Source organism: Pseudomonas sp. GL_093 (assembly GCF_057837605.1).
This window is the reverse complement of sequence record NZ_CM174448.1, coordinates 3,600,843-3,620,798: the sequence shown is the minus strand read 5'-3', so window position 1 is coordinate 3,620,798 and position 19,956 is coordinate 3,600,843. Positions and strand designations below refer to the sequence as shown.

The window sequence follows — 19,956 nt, the reverse complement described above, 5'->3', positions numbered from 1 at the left end:
TACAGATCAACTGTGGGAGCGAGCTTGCTCGCGATGGGGCCCGCCAAGGCAACGCAAGACTCAAGTCAGCCATCGACCCAGAGCCTCAACCGATTCCAGCTCATCCAACCGCCACAACTGCTCAAGCAGTTCTGCCGCTTGCCCCCGCGGCATCACCCGCACCGCCAGACTGAAAAACTTCTCCTCCAGCGCCGCATCACTCAACGGATTGCCCGGCGCACCCAACGGCGGGTCGACACACAGGCTCGCCTGCCGACCGTCCACGGTCCGCACGCTGACGACGGGCTCGCCATCCTCTGACAGTTGCGGGTCCACTTCAAGACGGATACGCGACATCCAGTGAGCAATCCGTGGATCGCTCCGTTGTTCATCGTCATAAGCCTCCAGCCGGCAATGACCCTGCACCAGCCGGGCCGCGAGGGCATACGGCAGGCTCATCTGCGCCGCCGCCAACGTGCCGACATCGCGTCCGCCGCACATGTCCTGCAGAAACCCGCACAACGACACCTGAACATCCTCGACCTGATCCGCGCTGACCTGCAGTTGATCCAGCAACAGGCCTAGCGCATCGATTGCCGAATGCGTTCCTCGGCACGCGGCATACGGTTTGATGGAACAGCGAGCGAGTTTCCATACGACGCCCAGATCGGCATCCAGCGCGTCAGGTTGTGCAGTATCACCGGCCAGGGTTTTCAGAAACCCGCCCCAGACATCGTCGAACAACTTCGTCGGCCCGGTGATGCCGCGTTGGGCAAATCGCGCCGCCAGTAATCCACCCTCGGCGGCACGACCGCTGTGAAGTTTTTTGCTTTGCGAACCGTCGTGGATGAAGGCCCACAATCCCCCGCTGAAACTGCCGGCAATGCCCAGCGCCGAGACGGTTTGCGCGGTATCCAGTCCGAGAATTCGCGCGCTGGCCGCCGCCGCGCCGAACACGCCGCAGGTGGCGGTGGAGTGCCAGCCGGCGCCGTTGTGGGCTGAATAACTGCCGCAGGCTTCGAGTACCCGGCGGCCGATTTCGTAGCCGATCACCACGGCCGCGATCAACTCCCGACCATTCACCGGTTTTCCACACATCGATATCGCCGCCATGACGGCCGGCAGCACCACCGCGCCGGAATGGTCGCAGCCACCGGTGTCGTCCAGTTCCAGGGCATGGGCGGCGACACCATTGAGCATCGCGGCCTGAGCCGCGCCGGTGCGCTGATCGGTGCCCCAGATCAGCGTGCTCCCGACTTCACCGTCGAACACCTGACGTGCCTGTTTTGCTACATCGCTGCCAGCCCCAGCCAACGTCGCGCCGAAGGTGTCGAGTATGTGCCGCTTGGCTTGGGCCACCAGTGCGGGCGGCAAGTCTTCGAATCGGGTGTCGACGCAAAACTGCGCCAATCGCTGCATCCGCTCACTCATACGATGTAATCCCGATAATGCCGCTCATACACGGCCGCCGGATGGTCCTCGGTCACCGGCAGCGCCGATTCAGCCCACCATTGAGCGACGTCGGCGCCGGTGGCAATCCACACGTCATCGTGCTGTTGAATCCCTTCAAGCAACTCGCGCAACACGCCAATCCGCCCGGGTGTCGCAATGATTTCCGGGTGCAGCCGCAGCACATAACACAACCCAAACCGGTGAAACCCGGCGAAGTCCATTTGCAGGTTGCCCAGGGTGTGGCTGTAAGAGGCAATCCGCGATTGCGCCGGCGGCACCGCCGGGCTGAGGTTGAAGGCGAAGTAGGGTTCGTCTTCCAGTTCGTAGTGCAACGGCAACTCAATGACGTCGGGCGCGGTCGGGTGAGCAAACGGCAAATCATCACCGCGCCACGACGATGACCAGCGAATGCCGTGATCCTTCAACGCCTCGATGAAACCCGGCGCACCGTTGCCGGCCGGAATGCGAAACCCCGTCGGGCGCTGGCCCGTCAGCGCGGTCAACGCCTCGCAGCCTTTGGCAATTTCGGCACTTTGCTCGGCGAGACTCAGGGTGTCGTAGTTCTGATGGCGATAACCGGCGCAGGCAATTTCATGCCCGCCAGCCTGGATTGCCCGAATGTGCCCGGGGTTTTCCTCGGCGACGATGCCGGGAACAAACCAGCTGCTGGAAACCCCCAGTTCTTCGAACAAACCGAGCAAACGGTCGACGCCGCGTTGGGTGCCATAGCGCCAGACCGACAGCGTCTTGTCGCGCCCGGCGACCTCCGGGGCCTGGGTGAGGATGCCGTGGATGTCGTTGTAATCGACGGTCAACACCACGGCGCAGCGGTAGCCTTTGGGCCAGACAGTGGACTCAGCCATGGTGATGCTCCTTCAGCCACCACTGGGCGACATCGCGGCACGTGGCGAACCACACGTCATCGCGCTGGCGCATGTGTTCGAAGAGTTTTTCCAGCAGCAGGATGCGTCCTGGTTTGCCGGTGATCTTGGGGTGGAACAGGGTGGTCAGGCACAACCCTTCGTTCATCGCACCGTCGAACTCGCGGCACCAGTTATCGAGGGTCAGCGCGTAGCTGGCGGTGCGGTCCAGCCCGGAAGGAAAGTCCGGCGCGCGGGTGTAGGCGAGGGAGGCGTAGTCGTCCATTTCCCAGCGACCGGGGATTTCCACCAACGGTGTTTCGTGACCCGGCACTTTCACCAGGTACGGCCGGTCATCGCCGCGCATGCTGCTGGAGTAGGTCACGCCGGCTTCCACCAGCATCGCCGGGGTTTCGGCGCGCCAGTCGCCGGACGGGGTGCGGAAACCTTCGGCGCGGATGTTCAAGTGCTTCCAGAACACCTCGCGGGATTTGTTCATCACGTCCTTTTGCTGTTCCAGCGTCAGGGCGTAAAAGGATTCGTGTTTGTAGCCGTGGTAGGCCACTTCATGCCCGCGCTCGACAATCGCCTGGCACTGTTTCGGCCAGTTCTCCACGACCCAGGCCGGGACGAAGAACGTCGTCGGGATTTGGTACTCGTCGAGCACATCGAGGATTCGCGGCAAGGCCCGGTAAGGGCCATAACCGCCGAAACCGAAGTACTCGGGTTTGCGCCAGATCGAGCCATTGAGCATGGCATCGCCAGTCGGGCCGTCGAGGTCGAAGGCCAGGGCGAGGCAGGCTTTGTGCGGGTCGGGCCAGGTGGGTTGAGCAGAGGCGGACATCGTGGTGCTCCAACTATCTATAAGTGCACTCCGAACCCTGTGGGAGCGAGCTTGCTCGCGATAGCGGTGTGTCATTCAACATCAATGTTGACTGGCATGGCCTCATCGCGAGCAAGCTCGCTCCCACAGGTACTACATTCATCCCTTACAGGTTTATTTGCCGGCGTTGATGGTCACAGTCTTGATCGCACCCAACTCCAGATCCCACTTCTTCAGGATCGTCTGGTAGGTGCCGTCATCGATCATGCTCTGCAACGCGACCTTCACCGCCTCACTCAGCTCAGGCTTTTTCTTGCTCACGCCCATCCCGGAGAACTGCACGGAAATCGGCTGGCCCACGGTCTTGTACATGTCCTTTTCCTGAGTCTTCAGGTAGGACAAGGTCTCGCTGCCTTGCATGGCGGCGTCGATACGGCTCTGACGCAGTTGTGCACGGGCATCGGCCGAACCTTCGGTGCCAATCACCACGATGGCCGGTTTGCCGGCGGCTTCACAGTTGGCTTTGCTGTATTCAGCGATTTCCGCCGGGAAAGTAGTACGTCGGCTAGTACCGACTTTCTTGCCGCACAGATCAGTGATTTCGTTGAAATCCTTGTTCTTCTGCAAGGTGTAGAACTGCGGACCGCTGGTGAAGTAGTCGACGAAGGTCACACTGGCCTGCCGTTCGACGGTGTCGGTCATGCCCGACAGCACCATGTCCACGCGGTCGGTGGTCAGCGCATTGATCATTTGCTCGAAGCCGGTTTCCTGCCATTTGATCTTCACGCCCAGACGTTCGGCCAGGGCGTTGCCCAGGTCGTAGTCGAGCCCGGTGAGGGTGTTGGTGGCCGGGTCCTTGAAATCCATCGGCGGGTAGTTCGGCATGATCGCGACGACGATCTCGCCCTTGGCCTTGATGCTCGCCGGCAACTCGGCGGCAAAGGTGACGCCGCAAGACATAACGCCTGCGAGTACTGCTGGGATAACGAAGTTCTTCATGGTCGTTCTCTTATGAGTGTTGTGAGGCGGCTCTTGTTTTCCAAGCACGGCACTTAGGTTCGAACGGCAGAAATGAAGCTTTGGGTGCGCGGGTTTTGCGGACTTATTAGTATTTCTTCGGGGCTTCCAGCCTCCACGATCTGCCCGCCGTCCATGAACACCATGCGGTTGGAAACTTCGCGGGCGAAGCCCAGTTCATGGGTGACGACGATCATGGTCATGCCGGTCTGCGCGAGGTCGCGCATCACCGACAGCACCTCACCGACCAGTTCCGGGTCGAGTGCCGAAGTGGGTTCATCGAACAGCATCAGCTTGGGCCGCATGGCCAGTGCACGGGCAATGGCGACGCGTTGTTGCTGACCACCCGAGAGTTCGATCGGGTAGCTGTTGCGCTTGTCGGCCAGGCCGACGCGAGCGAGCAATTCCACGGCTTCTTCGTGCGCCTCTTTGGGCGAACGCTTGAGCACCTGGCATGGCCCTTCGATGATGTTTTGCAGCACGGTCATGTGCGGGAACAGGTTGAAACGCTGGAACACCATGCCGGTGGACAGGCGTTGACGGGCGATCTGCGATTCGTTGAGCTCGTGCAGTTTGTTGCCGACGATCCGGTAACCCACCAGTTCGCCGTCGACCCACAGGCCACCCTTGTCGATTTTTTCCAGCTGATTGATGCAGCGCAGCAAGGTGCTTTTGCCGGAGCCGGACGGGCCGATGATGCACAGCACTTCGCCTTGCTCGACTTCGATGTTGATGTCCTTGAGGGCGTGGAAATGGTCGTAGTACTTGTTCAGGCTCACGGCCTTGACGATGCTTCTCATGTTGAACTCCTCAAGAACGCTTGCCGGCGCCGCGAGCGAAACGACGCTCCAGACGACTTTGACCGAAGGACAGGACGGTGACGGTGGCCAGGTACCAGATACCGGCGACGATCAGCAGCTCCATGACCCGGGCGTTGGCGTAGTAGATGTTCTGGGCGTTGTAGAGCAGTTCCGAGTATTGGATGACGCTCGCCAGCGAGGTCATCTTCACCATGCCGATGAACTCGTTACCGACCGGCGGAATGATGACCCGCATGGCCTGGGGCAGGATGATCCGGCGCAGCGCTTGCAGGCGCGGCATGCCGATCGACTTGGCGGCTTCGTACTGGCCGGTGTCCACCGACAGCAGGCCGGCACGCACCACTTCGGCCGTGTAGGCGCCCTGGTTGATGCTCAAGCCGAGGAGGGCAGCCACGAACGGCGTCATCAGGCTCACGGTGTCCATTTCGAACAGGCCGGGGATGCCGATGGTGGGGAAGATCAGCGCGAGGTTGAACCACAACAGCAGTTGCAGAATCAGTGGCGTACCGCGAAACAGCCAGGTGTAGGTCACCGCCACATAGCGCAGGATCGGGTTGGCCGACATGCGCATGATCGCGGTGATCACCCCGAAGACAATGCCCAGCGCCATGGCCAGCACCGCCATGACGATGGTGTTGAGCAAACCCCACATGATCGCCTGGGAAGTGAGGAACTGGCCGATGTAGGACCATTCGATCTTGCCTTCGGCGAAGGCCCGCACCAACCCGAGAATCGCAATGACGATGACGGTGGCGAAGAAGATCCGCCCGTAGTAACGCCGTGGCACATGGTGGTACTGGGTGATATCGAACTGGTTTTCCGCCAGTTTGCGCTCCGACTGGAGTCGTTCTGCCTGAGTCTGGCTCATGTTGTTTCTCCGTACACTTGGTCATTCAAGCCAACCACAATCCCTGTAGGAGTGAGCCTGCTCGCGATGGCGGCGGGTCAGGCAACAGGGGTGTTGAATGTCATACCGCTATCGCGAGCAGGCTCGCTCCTACAGGTTCTGTGTGCTGACTTAAAGCCGGAAACCCTGATAGTTCTCGGTCCACGCTTGCTGAGCAGCGAGCGCGGTTTTCAAGCGGCCGATCTGCTCGCGCACCTGTTGCGGCGCGGTGCCGCCCCAGCCACTGCGGGCGGCGATGGCGGCTTCGAGGGTCAGGCTCTCGCGCACTTCTGCGGTCAGGCGTGGATCGATCTCGGCCAACAATGCCGGGGACGCTTCCCACAATTCGATGTCGTGTTTCTCGCAGGCCTGGACCAGCGCACCGGTGATTTCGTGGGCTTCCTTGAACGGCACGCCGCGCATGGCCAACCAGTCGGCGACTTCGGTGGCGAGGGTGAAGCCCAGTGGCGCCTGACGACGCAGCTCTTCGACGTTGACCTTCATGGTCGCGACCATTCCGGCCATGGCGGGCAACACCAGCAACAGGGTGTCGACGCTGTCGAGCACGCCGTTTTTGTCTTCGCTCAAGTCGCGGTTGTACGACAGCGGCAGGGATTTGAGGGTGGAGAGCAGGCCGGTCAGGTTGCCGATCAGGCGACCTGCCTTGCCGCGGGCCAGTTCAGCAATGTCCGGGTTTTTCTTCTGCGGCATGATCGAACTGCCGGTGGCGTAGGCATCGTCCAGTGCGACCCAGCGAAACTGCCGCGACGACCACAGGCAGAACTCTTCAGCGAGGCGGGAAATGTTGATCCCGAGCATGCTGGCAATGAACAGGAACTCGGCAACGTGATCGCGGCTGGCCACGGCGTCGATGGAGTTTTCACACACGCCGCTGTAACCCATTTCCTTGGCCGACTGCTGCGGCAGGCGAGCGATGGCGGAACCGGCCATGGCCGCCGCGCCGAGTGGCGACAGCGAAGTGCGCACGTCCCAGTCCACCAGCCGTTGCACGTCACGCAACATCGATTGGGCGTGGGCCAGCAAGTGGTGAGCGAAAACGATGGGTTGAGCCTGCTGCAGGTGAGTGAACCCCGGGCAGATGCTTTCGATGTGTTGCTCGGCCTGATCCACCAGCGCTTGCTGCAGGGCCAGCACTTCAACGGCCAAGGTGCGGACGTGATCACGCAGGAACAGGCGCAGGTCGTTGGCGGTCTGGTCGTTGCGTGAACGGCCGGCGCGCAGCTTGCCTCCGAGGGCGCCGAGGCGTTCGGTCAGCAGGCGTTCGATGAAGGTGTGGACGTCTTCGTCGTCCAGGGTCGGTGCGATGCTGCCGGCGCGGAAGTCATCACCGATGCGCTCAAGAGCGTCGAGCATGGTTTGGGTTTCTTGTTCGCTCAGCAGCCCGGCGCGCTGCAATTCACGGGCATGTGCCTTGGAACCGGCGAGGTCATACGGGGTGAGGCGAAAGTAGCGCTCGGGGCAACGGGACAAGGCCGCCAGGGCTTCGGACGGGCCGCTTTTGAAGCGAGCACCCCAGAGACGGTCGGTGGTTTGAGACATTGTTGTTTTCCTCGTCGGTAAAGCGAACTGAAATCGGTGTGCCGGGCCTGAAACACTCGCCACAAATCAATTGGGCGTGGTTTGGCCTAAACATTATTCAAGGGCAGGGGAAAAGCGCAGTTGCATCGTTGCGAGAGCTGATCGAAGTGTCAGCTTTTAATAGTTCGAATTCAGTGAGTTGGCACTGATGTGCGGGATTTATTAGCGGTTGCCAAGCCTGGTTTTCTGTGGTCATTATTATTTACCAGCACTATTTTTGTTGTTGGACACAGGTTGTTGAATAGGGCGCCAGAGGTAAATAGGCATTATGGAAACCCCACTTTCCAATTCCGGAAACCCGCCGTTGAAAACGAGCCATCGGGCACCGCTGACCCTCAGCGGTCTGGACTTCAAATTGCTCAAAGTGTTCAAGGCCGTGGTCGAGGCCGGCGGCTTCAGTGCCGCCCAGAACGAGTTGAATGTGGGACTGGCAGCCATCAGCAAACAGATCTCCGACCTGGAGATCCGCATCGGCATGCGCCTGTGCACCCGAGGTCGCGAGGGTTTTCACCTGACCGAAGAGGGCCGTCTGGTGTATCAGGCGTCGATTGATTTATTCGCCTCGGTCGACAACTTTCGTGATCGGCTTAGTTCAGCGCAAAACGAACTGATCGGTGACCTTGGCGTGGGGGTTATTGATAATACGATTTCCGATGTTAATTCGCCGTTAGTTGCTGCACTTAGAATAATTAATGAGACTTCGCCTAAAGTCAGGTTCCAACTTCAAGCCTCTCAGCTGGATGAGGTGGAAAGAGGCGTGGTAGAGGGGCGATTAGTGGCAGGGATCGTGCCGGTTTATCAGAAGCGCGAAGAGTTTGATTACTACGGGCTTTATGAAGAACGCTCCGAAGTTTATTGCGCGGTCGGTCATCCATTGTTCTCGGTGCCGGACGCAGAAATCGGCAGTCATGTGCTCAAGGATTACGAGTGCATCAACCACCGCTATGCGATCCATCGCGACAAACTGAATTTTGCCCACTACGACAGCTTTTCCGCCTCGGCCACCCAGGTCGAAGCGGTGGCATTGTTGATCAAGACCGGGCGTTTCGTGGGTTTTCTTCCCCAACATTACGCCGCGTCGCTGGTGGAACAGGGGCAGTTCCGGGCGGTGCGCCCGGACCTCATCAACATCGTCACACCGTTCAACCTGATCCTTCGCCACAACACCGTGCGCAGTCCGTTGGTCAAGGCGTTTGCCCAGGCGTTGGGGGTTGATTTGAAGGCGCCGCTCTAAGGCGCAAACGCATCGCACACCGCCGTTCACCGGGTAAGCCGTGGGCGACTTCGTCGTTTAATACAGTCGCTAATCGCGGACCCAATTGTGCAGGGCTCAATGTTTCAAAGCCCATGCCCTGATAAAACGGTTCATTCCACGGCAAGTCACGGAACGTGGTCAGCGTCAGACCATAGAGTTCTCGATCCCGGGCATACTCAACCGCGGTTAACAGTAACTTGCGACCCGCTCCCCGGCCCTGGAAGCGTTGTCTGACGGACAGTTCCTGAATATGCAGTTCGTTGTCGACTTCAACAGCGCTGAGAAACCCCATAAGTACGCCATCAAGGGATTGCGTGACCCAAACCTCATCCGTCTCGATTGCCCGTTGATGTTGTTCGGCATCGGTCACCTGCGCATCGGCAAGCCAGGCCAGCGAAGGGTCGCAGCGAAACAGTTCAGCCGCCGAACGCTCGATGGCGGGGAGGGCAGCGGCGTCGGCAAGTTGGGCACGGCGAATAGTGAAATTCATGCGGGCGACTGTAGCAGCTGTCGAGCTTGCGAGGCTGCGTTCGGCGACGTAGTCGTCGTGAACCCAGGCAACGCGGTGTTCCAGGAAGACCTCATGCGCAGGCCTTGCGACGACTGCGTCGCCGAACGCAGCCTCGCAGGCTCGGCAGCTGCTACAAGGGGTTGAGGTGAAGCAGGACGAAATCGTTTTTGTCGAAGCGCCCGCTCAATACGGGCGACAACGCACCCAAAGGCGTGCCCTGCAGGGCGCGGTAGTCGATTTCATCCATCATCAGCCAATGCGGCCCCTGAAGGCTTTCCAATTCTTGGGTCGATTCGGTGAATACCGGCCGAAAGTCCTGATCGATATTGACCATGAACTTGATCGCCTTGGCGTCTTTACCCATGGCGTGCAGCACCAGCGGCGCCGGGTCTTTCTGGACAAGTGCGAATGCCGCGCGGCTGAAGGTCCGGGTGTCGTAGAGCCGGCGTTCGACCGGCTCGAACACCAAAACATACACCGACCACAGCGCCAGGACTGCGCAAAAGGCAAGTGTTTGCGCCCGCCAGCGCGGTCGCACAAGCACCGCCAGGGCAATGACTTGCAGCACGCCGAGGATGATCAGTATCGAAGTTAGCGTCGTCAGTTCATCGGGAAACCGTCGCTGGGCGACCAGCAGTCCGCCGATCAACAGGGCAGGGACCACCAGCCACACCCCTTGCATCAACCCCCGCAACCACTCGAATACCCGACCTTGCGCTACCTGAAACGGATACGCCGCAATGATCGCCGCCATGGGCAACATCGGCAGCAGGTAGCGGGCTTTTTTTGCCTGGGGGATCGAGAGCCCGACCATCACGATCAGGCCGGCTGCCGTGCAGTACTGCAACAGGCGCAACGCAGGACCCGCCTGCCGCGGACTTGTCAGCCAGACCGCGGCCAGTACCAGCAACGCCAACGGATACGCAAGCGCATAGTTGCCCACCGAGCTGGTGAAGTAGTACAGCGAACCGCTGACGCCTTCGCTACCGTCCATGCGCCCCATGAACTGCATGCGGACCACGTCGTGCATGAAGTCCGCCCCTCCGATGGTTTCCGCCAGCCACAGCAGCACGCCAATGCACACTGCCAGCAGTACGGCGGCCACCAAGCCAAAACCAAAAAAATGCTGCCATTGACGATTGAGCAAGAAATAGCTGCACAGCATGCCCGTGGGAATCACCAGCCCGATCGGCCCGCGAATCCCGAAACCCAGCAACAACAAGGCAAAGATCAGCAACCACCGGCGCTTTGCGGCGAAATGATCGGCGGCATAACCCAGGTAGAACACTGAAAACGCCACCGCCGCGAGCATCAAATCCAGGGACACGGCACGGGTTTCGGTGACAAAGGTGTTGGTCAGCATCATCAGGGCGATGCTCAGCAACGCCCAGCGCTGGGAGTAGGGCGCCAGCAGCCGGTACATCAACGTGACGATCACCGCCCCGGCAATGGCGCTCGGCAACCAGGCAGTCAAACTGTTGACCTGCCCGAACGGCAGCGACAGCAGCCAGGTGAACAGCGTCGAAAGCGCCGAATAGTCCGCATACGGCTGGCCATAGGTCGTCGGAAAAACGGACGGCCCGTAGCGCAGCATTTCCTGAGCAAACAGCACGAAGCGCGAATCGAAGCCGATCACTGTCTGCTGATACACCCCGGCGCTGAACAGCAGCAGCGCCAACAGCCCTATGCATAGAGACTGTCGGCGGATACCGGGTGATGTCGTAATCAAGCGATGACCGAGGCGGCGGGCCACTGCTGATGCGGAATCGGCAGATTGCGCGATTCACCGCGGCCCATCGGGAAGTACTTGAAGCCGGCACGAGCCAGGCGATCGGCGTCGTAGAGGTTGCGTCCGTCGAAGATCACCGGTGCGTTGAGCCGCTGTTGGATCAGGCTGAAATCCGGGGCCTTGAACTGCTGCCATTCGGTGCAGATGATCAGCGCGTCAGCGCCGGACAATACCGACTCCGGGGTGCCCATGAGCATCAACTTGGGTTCATCGGGATACAGCTGCTGGGTTTCCTGCATGGCTTCCGGGTCGAACGCGCGGACGTTGGCCCCGGCGGCAAACAGCGCTTCCAGCAGCACCCGGCTCGGTGCATCGCGCATGTCGTCGGTGTTCGGTTTGAACGCCAGCCCCCACACGGCAAAGGTCCTGCCGCGCAAATCGCCCTTGTAGAACGCGTTGATGCGCTCGAACAGCTTGTGCTTCTGACGCTCGTTGATCGCTTCCACCGCTTGCAGCAGATCGCTGGAGCAATGCGCCTCTTCAGCGCTGTGGATCAGCGCGCGCATGTCCTTGGGAAAGCATGAGCCGCCATAACCGCAACCGGGGTAGATGAAGTGATAGCCGATGCGCGAATCGGCGCCGATGCCCAGGCGCACCGATTCGATGTCGGCGCCCAGGTGTTCGGCCAGTTCGGCGATCTGGTTGATGAAGCTGATCTTGGTCGCCAGCATGCAGTTGGCGGCGTATTTGGTCAGCTCGGCGCTGCGCAGGTCCATGAACATGACCCGGTCATGATTGCGGTTGAAGGGCGCGTAGAGGTCACGCATCACGTCACGCACCTCATCGCGTTCGCAGCCGATGATGATCCGGTCCGGGCGTCGGCAATCGGCCACGGCCGAGCCTTCTTTCAAAAATTCCGGGTTGGAGACGATATCGAACTGCAGCAAGCGGCCGACCTTGATCAGGCACTTGTCGATATGCGCACGCAAGGTGTCACCCGTGCCCACCGGCACCGTGGATTTCTCCACCAGAATCACCGGTTGTTCACGATGACGCGCCACGGCTTCTCCTACCGACAGCACATAACGCAGGTCCGCCGAACCATCGTCCCGGGACGGTGTACCGACCGCGATAAACAACACCTGGCCATGCTGCACCGCGAGTTTTTCGTCGGTGGTGAACTGTAGACGTTTGCCTTCCAGGCCTTCGCGCACCAGGCTGGCCAGCCCCGGTTCGAAAATGCTCACGTGGCCTTGTTGCAACAGTTCGATTTTCTTCTCGTCAATGTCCATGCAGACCACGTCGTGGCCAACTTCAGCCAAGACGGCGGCTTGCACCAGACCAACGTAACCGCTACCAAATACAGTGATTTTCATGGGGCACTCCTGAGTTCGCGCGAGCGAGCAGGCCGAGAGTTAATGGTAATGACACCGAGGATGACCAGGGCCACCCCGATGGTTTTTGAAAGGCTGAATGCTTCGTTGAACAGCGGCAGGCTGGCGGCCAGCAGGTAGACCAGCGCGTAGCTGATACTCAGCAGCGAATAGGCCCGGCCCAGCGGTAAATCCCGCAGGGCGGCGAGCCAGCAGAGCATCGACAGGGCGTAAGCGAAAATGGCGACCAGCACCACGGCGACAGCGCTCAGATCGATGCTGGTGGTGAGCCAGTGCTCGGGCGATGGCAGGCGACTCATGCTCCAGCGCATGCCCAATTGCGCGGCACTGACCAGCAGCACGCTGCCCAGCGCGAAGGTAATTCCGCGACGCAGGTTCATGTGTGTTGCCCCAGCAGCACCACGCCACCGATCACCAGCGCCACACCCAACCAGTGGCGACGGTCGATGGTTTCGTGGAAAACGAAGCGGGCGACCAAGGTGATCAGTACGAAATTGAGGCTCAGCATCGGGTAGGCAATGCCGACTTCGAGGCGCTGCAACACCAGCAGCCACACCAGCAAGCCCAATCCCAGAGAGGCAAGCGCCAGCCACAACCACGGCGAGCGCAGTTTCTCAGCCCAGCCCGACGCCTTGTCGCGCCAGCTTTCAACGGCGTATTTTTGGGCGATCTGGCCCAGGCAGGTCAGCAGGCAGGCGGCCAAGAGCAGTAACAGGCTCATGACGCCTCCTGAGGAAAAATCAGAATCACAATGTTGCCTTGTTCATAACGCTTGCCATCCTTGGGCAGCAGTTCGATTTCGCGCAGTTCGTCGTCACCCTTGATGCGCATGACCACGCCGACCGAACCGCTCTGGCGGGCATCGCGCATCCACGCTTGAACCTGGCGCGGGTCGACTTGCTGCTGTGCGCCGTCAGGATAGGCGAGGCCATATTTCAATTCGCCTATCGTGTTGTACAACGCCACGTCCGGGCGTTTCAGACGCCAGGCCAGCGCCCCGGCGGCGCCTAGGTCGTTGCTCAGCAACTGATCGGTCTGGCCGAGTTCCTGGGCATGTTCGAGGATGAATTGATCGGGCATCTTGTTGGCGACCACCGACTCGGGCAGCCCGGCCGGCAACAAGGCGATCAGCAGCAGACTGCCGAAGGCCGGCGCCGCCCAGCATTGCAAAGGTCTGAAGGCTTGCAACAGGTTGGCCATGATCCAGCCGATCAGACCGATAAACACCAGCACCAGGTTGTGCAGTTCATGGTTGTAGAGCGGTTTTTTCAGTTGCAGGTAGACCAGGGCCACCAGGATCGTCAGGCCCAGCAGCAGGTTCAGCAGACCATTGATGCCCAGTACCCGGCCTTGCTCAAGCTTCAAGCGGTCCACCAGTGCGTGGCCCAGCAGCAACGCCAACGGCAACAGGCACGGCAGGATGTAGCTCGGCAATTTGCCTTTGCTGAGGCTGAAAAACAGCAGCGGCATCAACAGCCACAACAACAGGAAAGCGATATTCGACTGACGACGTGTTTGCCACGCTTGCTTGAGCGCCGGTGGCAACAGCGCCACCCACGGCAGGCTGAACGCAACCAGTAACGGCAAGTAGTACCACCACGGGGCGTCATGCTGGGCATCGTCCCCGGCAAAACGGCGGATGTGTTCGTGCCAGAAGAAGAACCGCCAGTAATCGGACTCCTGGCCATGCACCGCCAAGGCCCAAGGCAAGCTGACGGCGATGGCCACGACAATCGCCAGCGGCCCGTAGATCAGCAGCTCACGCCAGCGTTTTTGCCAGAGTATCCAGGGCAGGGCGATCAACACCGGCAATAACCAGGCGAGGAAACCCTTGGTCATGAACCCCATGCCGCAGGCCAGGCCTAACCCGGCCCAACTGATCAGGCGTTGGGTGCGGTCGACGCTGTCCAGCGCAAACCACAAAGCGACCAGGCTCAAATTGACCCAGAACGTGAATTGCGGATCGAGATTGGCGTAGCCCGCCGCGCCGGCGATGACGGTGAGACTCATGTACAACAGCGCGCAGGCAAAACTCTTGCGTGGATCGCTCCACATCCGGCGAGCGATGAGGTAACACAGCAACACACTCAGCCCGGTGCTCAGGGCGGAGGCAAACCGCACGCCGAACAGGTTCTGGCCAAACAGTGCCTGGCTCGCGGCGATCATCCAGTAGCCGGCCGCGGGTTTTTCGAAATAACGCAAACTCATGAAGTGCGGCGACACCCAGTTGCCGCTCAGGAGCATGTCCTGGCTGATCTGGGCGTAGCGGGTTTCGTCGGGAATCCATAAGCCATGGCTGCCCAGCGGCAGCAGATACGCCAGAGAGAAGATGACCAGTAACAACGGCAATGCCCAGCGCTTGCTCATACGCCTTGCACTCCCAACCAGCCTTCGCGTCCTTCGAGTGCGCCACGCAGCACCCGGCCGACCGGCAAGGTGTCGGGGGCCTCGGGCAGCAGATCGCCCAAGGGTTGAAAACGGATGTTTCGCTGGCGCGCATCGGCCAGCAGTTGACGAAAATCGTTGGCCATCAGAATCCCTTCTACTTCGGCATGGATCGTGTAGACGTTGAGTTTTTCGGGGCTGAAGCGATCAAGAATGAAGGCGTTGAAGTCCTTGGCCGCCACGTTGGGGCCGACCACCTCATCGAACGTCGGCAGGTCCACCGGAATCTGCGGCGCACCCAAACCACCATCGGCCAATCGTGGTCGGAACAGGCTCTGGCCCCGGCAATCGCTGTTGTAGCGAAAGCTGAACGCCTGCTTGGCCTCGATCACGCGCTCGTCCGCCCGCCACCCGGCGGACGCCGAACATTCGACGTTTTTCCCGAGGATGTCGGCGAGGGTGTCGACGCCCCGACGAAGGTGCTCGATCAGTTGCTTGTCACTCCAGCGTCCGGCATTGGCCTGCCAGCCGTGGTGATCCCAGGCGTGCAGGCCGACTTCATGCCCGGCGGCCACGGTTTGACGCATCAAATGCCCAAGATCACGGCCGATCGGTTTACCGGGCCACGCGGTGCCGGCCAGCAAGATGTCCCAGCCGTACAGGCCGGCCGCGTTGGAACGGAGCATTTTCCAGAGAAATTGCGGGCGGATCAGGCGCCATAAATGACGCCCCATGTTGTCCGGCCCGACACTGAAGAAAAACGTCGCCTTGACCTGCGCTTCATCGAGGATTTCCAGCAGCCGCGGCACCCCCTCACGGGTGCCTCGGTAAGTGTCGACATCAATCCGCAGACCTGCCCGCATCAGCGCTTGTCCGCGATTTCGAGCATGGCTTCACGCAGGAAGAAATCCAGCGTATTGCCGATGGTCTCGCTCATTTCAACCGTTGGGGTCCAGTCCAGCAGGCGCTTGGCGTTGGCGATGCTCGGTTTGCGGTGCGAAACGTCCTGATAACCGGTGCCGTAGAACGCTTTGCTTTCGACATCGCGGAACCCGGCGAACGGCGGGAAGTTGTCGCGCAACGGATGCGCTTCGAACTGACGCAGCAGCTCTTCGCCCAACTGGCGGATGCTGGCTTCGTTGTCCGGGTTGCCGATGTTGATGATCTGGCCGTTGCAGGCGTCGTTGTCGTTGTCGATGATCCGCGCCAGGGCTTCTACGCCGTCGGCAATGTCGGTGAAGCAGCGTTTTTGCTCACCACCATCGAACAGGCGAATCGGCGTGCCTTCCACCAGGTTGAGGATCAACTGGGTGATCGCGCGGGAACTGCCGATACGCGCCGAATCCAGGCGGTCGAGGCGTGGGCCCATCCAGTTGAAGGGACGGAACAACGTGAAATTCAGGCCTTTCTGGCCGTAGGCCCAGATCACCCGGTCGAGCAGTTGCTTGGAGATCGAGTAGATCCAGCGCTGTTTGTTGATCGGACCGACGATGAGGTTGGAGGTGTCTTCGTCGAAGTTCTGGTCCTGGCACATGCCATAGACTTCCGAGGTCGACGGGAAGATCACGCGTTTGTTGTATTTGACGCAGTAACGAACCAGTTTCAGGTTCTCTTCAAAGTCCAGCTCGAACACCCGCAGCGGGTTGCGGGTGTACTCGATCGGCGTGGCGATCGCCACCAGTGGCAGGACCACGTCGCACTTCTTGATGTGGTACTCGATCCACTCGGAGTGGATGCTGATGTCGCCTTCGACGAAGTGGAAATTCGGATGGCTGCGCAGGCGCTCGATGGCATCCGAACCGATGTCCAGGCCATACACCTCGTATCGGTCGTCGCGCAGCAGGCGCTCGGACAGGTGATTGCCGATGAAGCCGTTGACGCCGAGGATCAGCACGCGGGTGCGACGCGGGGCGCGACCGGACTCGGCGCCACGCAGTACGGAACCGTCCACCAGGCCCAGTTCGTTGGCCAGTTGCGGACCACTGAGGTACAGGCCGTTGTCGTTGCGCTGGCCGGCGGTGATCACCAGGGAATCTTCGCCGCAGGCGATACGCAGTGGGTCGACACTGATGACGCGACCAGGCGCTTGACCTTCATTGCCTTGGGCGACTTCTGCGTTCCAGACAATCAGCTTGTGCTCGCCCACGGCGCAGAAAGCACCCGGGTACGGCTGGGTAACGGCGCGAACCAGATTGAACAGTTCTTCCGCCGGTTTGCTCCAGACCAGTTTGCCGTCGGCTGGCGTGCGGCGGCCAAACACCGTGGCTTTGGATTCGTCCTGTGGGGTTTCGTTGACTTTGCCCTGAAGCAACGCCGGTAGTGTGTCACGCAGCAAGTCGCTAGCGGCCAGACGCAGTTTTCCGTGCAGGCTCAGCGCCGTGTCGCTGCGCTCGATCGCCACTGTTTTCTGGGCGAGGATTGCGCCGGCATCGGCCCGTTTGACCATGCGGTGCAGGGTGACGCCGGTTTCGGTTTCACCGTTGACCAGCACCCAGTTGGCCGGCGCACGACCACGGTAGCGCGGCAACAACGAACCGTGCAGGTTGAAGGCGCCTTTGCTGGCAGTGGCCAACAGCGGCTCGCTCAACAGGTTGCGGTAGTAGAACGAGAACAGGTAATCCGGGTTGAGTTTGCTGATGCGCTCGATCCACAGCGGGTGGTTGGCATCTTCCGGGGCGTGCACCGGGATGCCCTTGCGTGCGCACAGTTGCGCAACGGAGCCGTAGAACGCGTTTTCCTTCGGATCATCAGGGTGAGTAAACACGGCGGCAATATCAAAGCCCGAGTTGAGCAGGGATTCGATGCCGGCACAGCCAATATCGTGATAGGCGAAGACAACAGCTTTTGCACTCATGAGTGAACCTGATCTGAAGAAATGGAGGTGAGACCGTCAACGGTGACAACGGGAGCGGGGGCTGCGGGTTGGTTACGCAGGACTTTTTCAATAAAGAACCGGGGGCGGGCGCGAACGTCACCGTACATGCGTCCCAGGTACTCGCCCAACAGGCCCATGCCGATGAACTGGCCACCGGTGAAGATGAACAGCACGGCGAACAGCACGAATGTCCCGTCGCCGGCCCAATGGGCGCCGAAGGCCAGGCGCAGCACGATCAGCGTAATGGCGAACACTACGCCGAGGGCCGCCATGCCAAAGCCGACGATGCTGAGCAAACGCAGGGGCGTGGTGGTCATGCAGGTGATCAGGTCGAACATCAGATTGATCAGGCGCATGGGGCTGTACTTCGATTCCCCGTGTTCGCGCTCGGCGTGGGGCACGAGGATTTCCGTGGTGTGCCGGGCGAAGCTGTTGGCGAGGATCGGGATGAAGGTGCTGCGTTCACGGCAGGCGAGCATGGCGTCGACAATGGTTCGCCGGTAAGCGCGGAGCATGCAGCCGTAGTCGGTCATGGCGACGCCGGTTGAGCGCTGCACGGCCAGGTTGATCAGCTTTGACGGCCAACGGCGCAGTGCCGAGTCTTGACGGTTGTTGCGCACGGTGGCGACCACGTCATAACCCAGCTCGGCCTGAGCCACTAACCGCGGAATCTCCTCGGGAGGGTTTTGCAGGTCGGCGTCGAGGGTAATAATCACATCACCTTTGCACTGCTCGAAACCGGCCATGATTGCCGCGTGCTGGCCGTAGTTGCGGTTGAGAATGACCGCCACCACCGAGCTGCACTCGCGATGGGCGGCCTCTTCGAGGATTTGCGCCGAGTTGTCGCGGCTGCCGTCGTCCACCAACACAATCTCGTAGTCATGGTGCAATTGCTGACATGCCGCTTCAGTACGCCGGAGCAACTCGGGCAGGCTGTCTTGCTCGTTGTAGACCGGGATGACGATTGACACGCAACGGATCGGGTAAGGTTTCACAGGCTTGAGTCCATAACGTTTTCAATAGCGCCGACCACACGATCGACGTCATCGGTGGTCATGTCGGGGAATAACGGAATCGAGCACAGCCGTGCCGAGTTCCATTCAGTGTTGGGCAGATAGATGTTGGGGAAGCGCTGGCGGTAGTAGGTGTGGAGGTGAGTGGCGATGAAGTGAATGCCGGTGCCGATGTTCTGCGCTTGCAGGGCCTTCATGAACGCTTCACGGTCCATTCCGCAGCGCTCGGTGTCGATACGCAGGATGAACAAGTGCCAGGCGTGCTGTTGCGCATAGGCTGGAAGGGCCAGGGGTTGCACCGGCAAACCTTCCAGTCGCTGCAAATAAGTGCCGGCCAGCTCCGTGCGTTTGGCGTTGATTTCGTCCAGTCGCTTCAGCTGCACCAAGGCGATGGCGGCATTGATGTCGGCCAGGTTGTACTTGAAGCCGGGCTCCATGACCTGAGCCTGAGGTTTGCGGCCGTGGGTCAGGCGGTCATAGGCATCGACACCGAGGCCGTGGAACTTGAGCATGCGCACACGACTGGCCAGGGCTTCATCGTCACTGACAAACATGGCGCCCTCGGCGCAGGTCATGTTCTTGATCGCGTGGAACGAGAAGATCGCCGTGCCTTTCGCGCCGACATGACGACCTTTGTAGAAGGTGCCTGCGGCGTGAGCGGCATCTTCGATGACGGGGATGCCGTGTTTGTCGGCCAACGCATAAAGCGGATCGAGATCGAACGCCGCGCCAGCGTAATGCACTGGAATGATGGCTTTGGTGCGCGGCGTGATCGCTGCTTCGATGCTGGCCAGGTCACTCATCAGCGTGTCGCGATCAACGTCGACGAACACCGGTGTCGCGCCCAACAGGCAGATCATGTTGGCAGTGGACACCCAGGTCTGCGACGGCGTGATGACTTCATCGCCCGGACCAATTCCCAGTGCCAGTAAAGTAATGTGCATCCCGCCGGTGGCCGAGGACAGTGCCACGGCATGACGGCATCCCACGTAGTTGGCGAATTGCTCTTCCAGTTCCTGGTTTTTCGGCCCGGTAGTGATCCAGCCAGAGCGCAATACTTGCTCTACGGCGGCAATTTCTTCATCGCCGATACTGGGGCGGGAGAAGGGGAGAAAAGCCTGACTCATGGACACCTCGGGGCTGAAGAGTGAATAGCCTGTGAGGCTAAAAAAATTTTGGATCCATTGCAAGCGTAGACGCTAAAACAAAAGCTGCATCAATTACTTACTCGAAATACCTGACGATTTAGATAGGTTGACATTTTCTGCGATGGTCGGCAGGTTGGTCCCTCGCAAAGAGACAGGCCGGATCCATTGAGGTTATTCCCGATTTTGTGAAAGGAACATGAAAAACCGGT

Annotated in this window: 18 protein-coding genes; 1 reads left to right on the top strand and 17 read right to left on the bottom strand. The window is 60.2% G+C overall.

Going from position 1 to position 19,956, the window contains the following annotated elements:
- Positions 1–60 precede the first annotated feature (60 nt).
- From AC3IUE_RS16630 to argH, 7 genes are all read right to left on the bottom strand, one after another.
- Positions 61–1,410, bottom strand: a complete 1,350-nt coding sequence (locus AC3IUE_RS16630; RefSeq protein WP_489262970.1) for an MmgE/PrpD family protein — start codon at positions 1,408–1,410, stop codon at positions 61–63.
- Positions 1,407–2,294, bottom strand: coding sequence for a polysaccharide deacetylase family protein (locus tag AC3IUE_RS16625; protein ID WP_489262969.1), 888 nt, complete (start codon positions 2,292–2,294; stop codon positions 1,407–1,409). Before AC3IUE_RS16625 ends, AC3IUE_RS16630 begins: the two co-directional genes overlap by 4 nt.
- The gene (locus AC3IUE_RS16620; RefSeq protein WP_489262968.1) at positions 2,287–3,135 is read right to left on the bottom strand and encodes a polysaccharide deacetylase family protein; all 849 of its coding nucleotides are present in this window, start codon (positions 3,133–3,135) and stop codon (positions 2,287–2,289) included. Before AC3IUE_RS16620 ends, AC3IUE_RS16625 begins: the two co-directional genes overlap by 8 nt.
- A gap of 153 nt (positions 3,136–3,288) precedes the next feature.
- Positions 3,289–4,113, bottom strand: a complete 825-nt coding sequence (locus AC3IUE_RS16615) for an ABC transporter substrate-binding protein (protein WP_489262967.1) — start codon at positions 4,111–4,113, stop codon at positions 3,289–3,291.
- Positions 4,114–4,166: 53 nt separating this feature from the next.
- Positions 4,167–4,931, bottom strand: a complete 765-nt coding sequence (locus tag AC3IUE_RS16610; RefSeq protein WP_033054778.1) for an amino acid ABC transporter ATP-binding protein — start codon at positions 4,929–4,931, stop codon at positions 4,167–4,169.
- Positions 4,932–4,941: 10 nt separating this feature from the next.
- Complete coding sequence (locus tag AC3IUE_RS16605) at positions 4,942–5,820, bottom strand: amino acid ABC transporter permease (RefSeq protein ID WP_056745976.1); 879 nt, start codon at positions 5,818–5,820, stop codon at positions 4,942–4,944.
- A 150-nt stretch (positions 5,821–5,970) separates the two neighbouring features.
- Positions 5,971–7,398: an argininosuccinate lyase gene (argH, locus tag AC3IUE_RS16600; RefSeq protein WP_489262966.1), complete on the bottom strand. Its 1,428-nt coding sequence runs from the start codon at positions 7,396–7,398 to the stop codon at positions 5,971–5,973.
- A gap of 307 nt (positions 7,399–7,705) precedes the next feature.
- On the opposite strand from argH, the gene AC3IUE_RS16595 reads away from it, so the two are divergent.
- Entirely contained in the window at positions 7,706–8,671 is a 966-nt protein-coding gene (locus AC3IUE_RS16595; RefSeq protein ID WP_489262965.1) for a LysR family transcriptional regulator, read from the top strand.
- Here the strand turns inward: AC3IUE_RS16595 and AC3IUE_RS16590 are convergent.
- The 10 genes from AC3IUE_RS16590 to arnB all read right to left on the bottom strand — a co-directional run bounded on the left by AC3IUE_RS16590 (position 8,622) and on the right by arnB (position 19,726).
- A complete protein-coding gene (locus AC3IUE_RS16590; RefSeq protein ID WP_489262964.1) occupies positions 8,622–9,182 on the bottom strand; it encodes a GNAT family N-acetyltransferase in 561 nt (186 codons plus the stop codon). The genes AC3IUE_RS16595 and AC3IUE_RS16590 overlap by 50 nt on opposite strands.
- 151 nt (positions 9,183–9,333) lie before the next feature.
- Positions 9,334–10,932 (bottom strand): ArnT family glycosyltransferase, encoded by a 1,599-nt coding sequence (locus AC3IUE_RS16585; protein ID WP_489262963.1) that lies wholly within the window; start codon positions 10,930–10,932, stop codon positions 9,334–9,336.
- Positions 10,929–12,308 carry a UDP-glucose dehydrogenase family protein gene (locus tag AC3IUE_RS16580; RefSeq protein ID WP_489262962.1) on the bottom strand — a complete coding sequence of 460 codons (1,380 nt, stop codon included), beginning with the start codon at positions 12,306–12,308 and terminating at the stop codon, positions 10,929–10,931. Before AC3IUE_RS16580 ends, AC3IUE_RS16585 begins: the two co-directional genes overlap by 4 nt.
- Complete coding sequence (gene arnF / locus AC3IUE_RS16575) at positions 12,305–12,706, bottom strand: 4-amino-4-deoxy-L-arabinose-phosphoundecaprenol flippase subunit ArnF (protein ID WP_489262961.1); 402 nt, start codon at positions 12,704–12,706, stop codon at positions 12,305–12,307. Before arnF ends, AC3IUE_RS16580 begins: the two co-directional genes overlap by 4 nt.
- Positions 12,703–13,047 carry a 4-amino-4-deoxy-L-arabinose-phosphoundecaprenol flippase subunit ArnE gene (gene arnE / locus AC3IUE_RS16570; protein ID WP_046047010.1) on the bottom strand — a complete coding sequence of 115 codons (345 nt, stop codon included), beginning with the start codon at positions 13,045–13,047 and terminating at the stop codon, positions 12,703–12,705. The genes arnF and arnE overlap by 4 nt, the downstream gene beginning before the upstream one ends.
- Positions 13,044–14,693, bottom strand: a complete 1,650-nt coding sequence (gene arnT, locus AC3IUE_RS16565) for a lipid IV(A) 4-amino-4-deoxy-L-arabinosyltransferase (RefSeq protein ID WP_489262960.1) — start codon at positions 14,691–14,693, stop codon at positions 13,044–13,046. Before arnT ends, arnE begins: the two co-directional genes overlap by 4 nt.
- Positions 14,690–15,574 (bottom strand): 4-deoxy-4-formamido-L-arabinose-phosphoundecaprenol deformylase, encoded by an 885-nt coding sequence (gene arnD, locus AC3IUE_RS16560; RefSeq protein ID WP_489262959.1) that lies wholly within the window; start codon positions 15,572–15,574, stop codon positions 14,690–14,692. Before arnD ends, arnT begins: the two co-directional genes overlap by 4 nt.
- A complete protein-coding gene (arnA, locus tag AC3IUE_RS16555; protein WP_489262958.1) occupies positions 15,574–17,565 on the bottom strand; it encodes a bifunctional UDP-4-amino-4-deoxy-L-arabinose formyltransferase/UDP-glucuronic acid oxidase ArnA in 1,992 nt (663 codons plus the stop codon). The genes arnD and arnA overlap by 1 nt, the downstream gene beginning before the upstream one ends.
- Positions 17,562–18,581 (bottom strand): undecaprenyl-phosphate 4-deoxy-4-formamido-L-arabinose transferase, encoded by a 1,020-nt coding sequence (arnC, locus tag AC3IUE_RS16550; RefSeq protein ID WP_489262957.1) that lies wholly within the window; start codon positions 18,579–18,581, stop codon positions 17,562–17,564. The genes arnA and arnC overlap by 4 nt, the downstream gene beginning before the upstream one ends.
- Positions 18,578–19,726, bottom strand: coding sequence for a UDP-4-amino-4-deoxy-L-arabinose aminotransferase (gene arnB, locus AC3IUE_RS16545; RefSeq protein ID WP_056745993.1), 1,149 nt, complete (start codon positions 19,724–19,726; stop codon positions 18,578–18,580). Before arnB ends, arnC begins: the two co-directional genes overlap by 4 nt.
- Between the last annotated feature and the right edge of the window lie 230 nt (positions 19,727–19,956).

Excerpts from the sequence above, each read along its gene's own strand:
- arnT (WP_489262960.1), bottom strand. The coding sequence starts at position 14,693 with ATGAGCAAGCGCTGGGCATTGCCGTTGTTACTGGTCATCTTCTCTCTG.
- AC3IUE_RS16630 (WP_489262970.1), bottom strand. The coding sequence starts at position 1,410 with ATGAGTGAGCGGATGCAGCGATTGGCGCAGTTTTGCGTCGACACCCGA.
- AC3IUE_RS16580 (WP_489262962.1), bottom strand. The coding sequence starts at position 12,308 with ATGAAAATCACTGTATTTGGTAGCGGTTACGTTGGTCTGGTGCAAGCC.
- arnD (WP_489262959.1), bottom strand. The coding sequence starts at position 15,574 with ATGCGGGCAGGTCTGCGGATTGATGTCGACACTTACCGAGGCACCCGT.
- AC3IUE_RS16595 (WP_489262965.1), top strand. The coding sequence starts at position 7,706 with ATGGAAACCCCACTTTCCAATTCCGGAAACCCGCCGTTGAAAACGAGC.
- AC3IUE_RS16625 (WP_489262969.1), bottom strand. The coding sequence starts at position 2,294 with ATGGCTGAGTCCACTGTCTGGCCCAAAGGCTACCGCTGCGCCGTGGTG.
- AC3IUE_RS16615 (WP_489262967.1), bottom strand. The coding sequence starts at position 4,113 with ATGAAGAACTTCGTTATCCCAGCAGTACTCGCAGGCGTTATGTCTTGC.
- arnB (WP_056745993.1), bottom strand. The coding sequence starts at position 19,726 with ATGAGTCAGGCTTTTCTCCCCTTCTCCCGCCCCAGTATCGGCGATGAA.
- AC3IUE_RS16620 (WP_489262968.1), bottom strand. The coding sequence starts at position 3,135 with ATGTCCGCCTCTGCTCAACCCACCTGGCCCGACCCGCACAAAGCCTGC.
- arnE (WP_046047010.1), bottom strand. The coding sequence starts at position 13,047 with ATGAGCCTGTTACTGCTCTTGGCCGCCTGCCTGCTGACCTGCCTGGGC.
- argH (WP_489262966.1), bottom strand. The coding sequence starts at position 7,398 with ATGTCTCAAACCACCGACCGTCTCTGGGGTGCTCGCTTCAAAAGCGGC.
- AC3IUE_RS16590 (WP_489262964.1), bottom strand. The coding sequence starts at position 9,182 with ATGAATTTCACTATTCGCCGTGCCCAACTTGCCGACGCCGCTGCCCTC.
- arnA (WP_489262958.1), bottom strand. The coding sequence starts at position 17,565 with ATGAGTGCAAAAGCTGTTGTCTTCGCCTATCACGATATTGGCTGTGCC.
- arnF (WP_489262961.1), bottom strand. The coding sequence starts at position 12,706 with ATGAACCTGCGTCGCGGAATTACCTTCGCGCTGGGCAGCGTGCTGCTG.
- AC3IUE_RS16610 (WP_033054778.1), bottom strand. The coding sequence starts at position 4,931 with ATGAGAAGCATCGTCAAGGCCGTGAGCCTGAACAAGTACTACGACCAT.
- AC3IUE_RS16605 (WP_056745976.1), bottom strand. The coding sequence starts at position 5,820 with ATGAGCCAGACTCAGGCAGAACGACTCCAGTCGGAGCGCAAACTGGCG.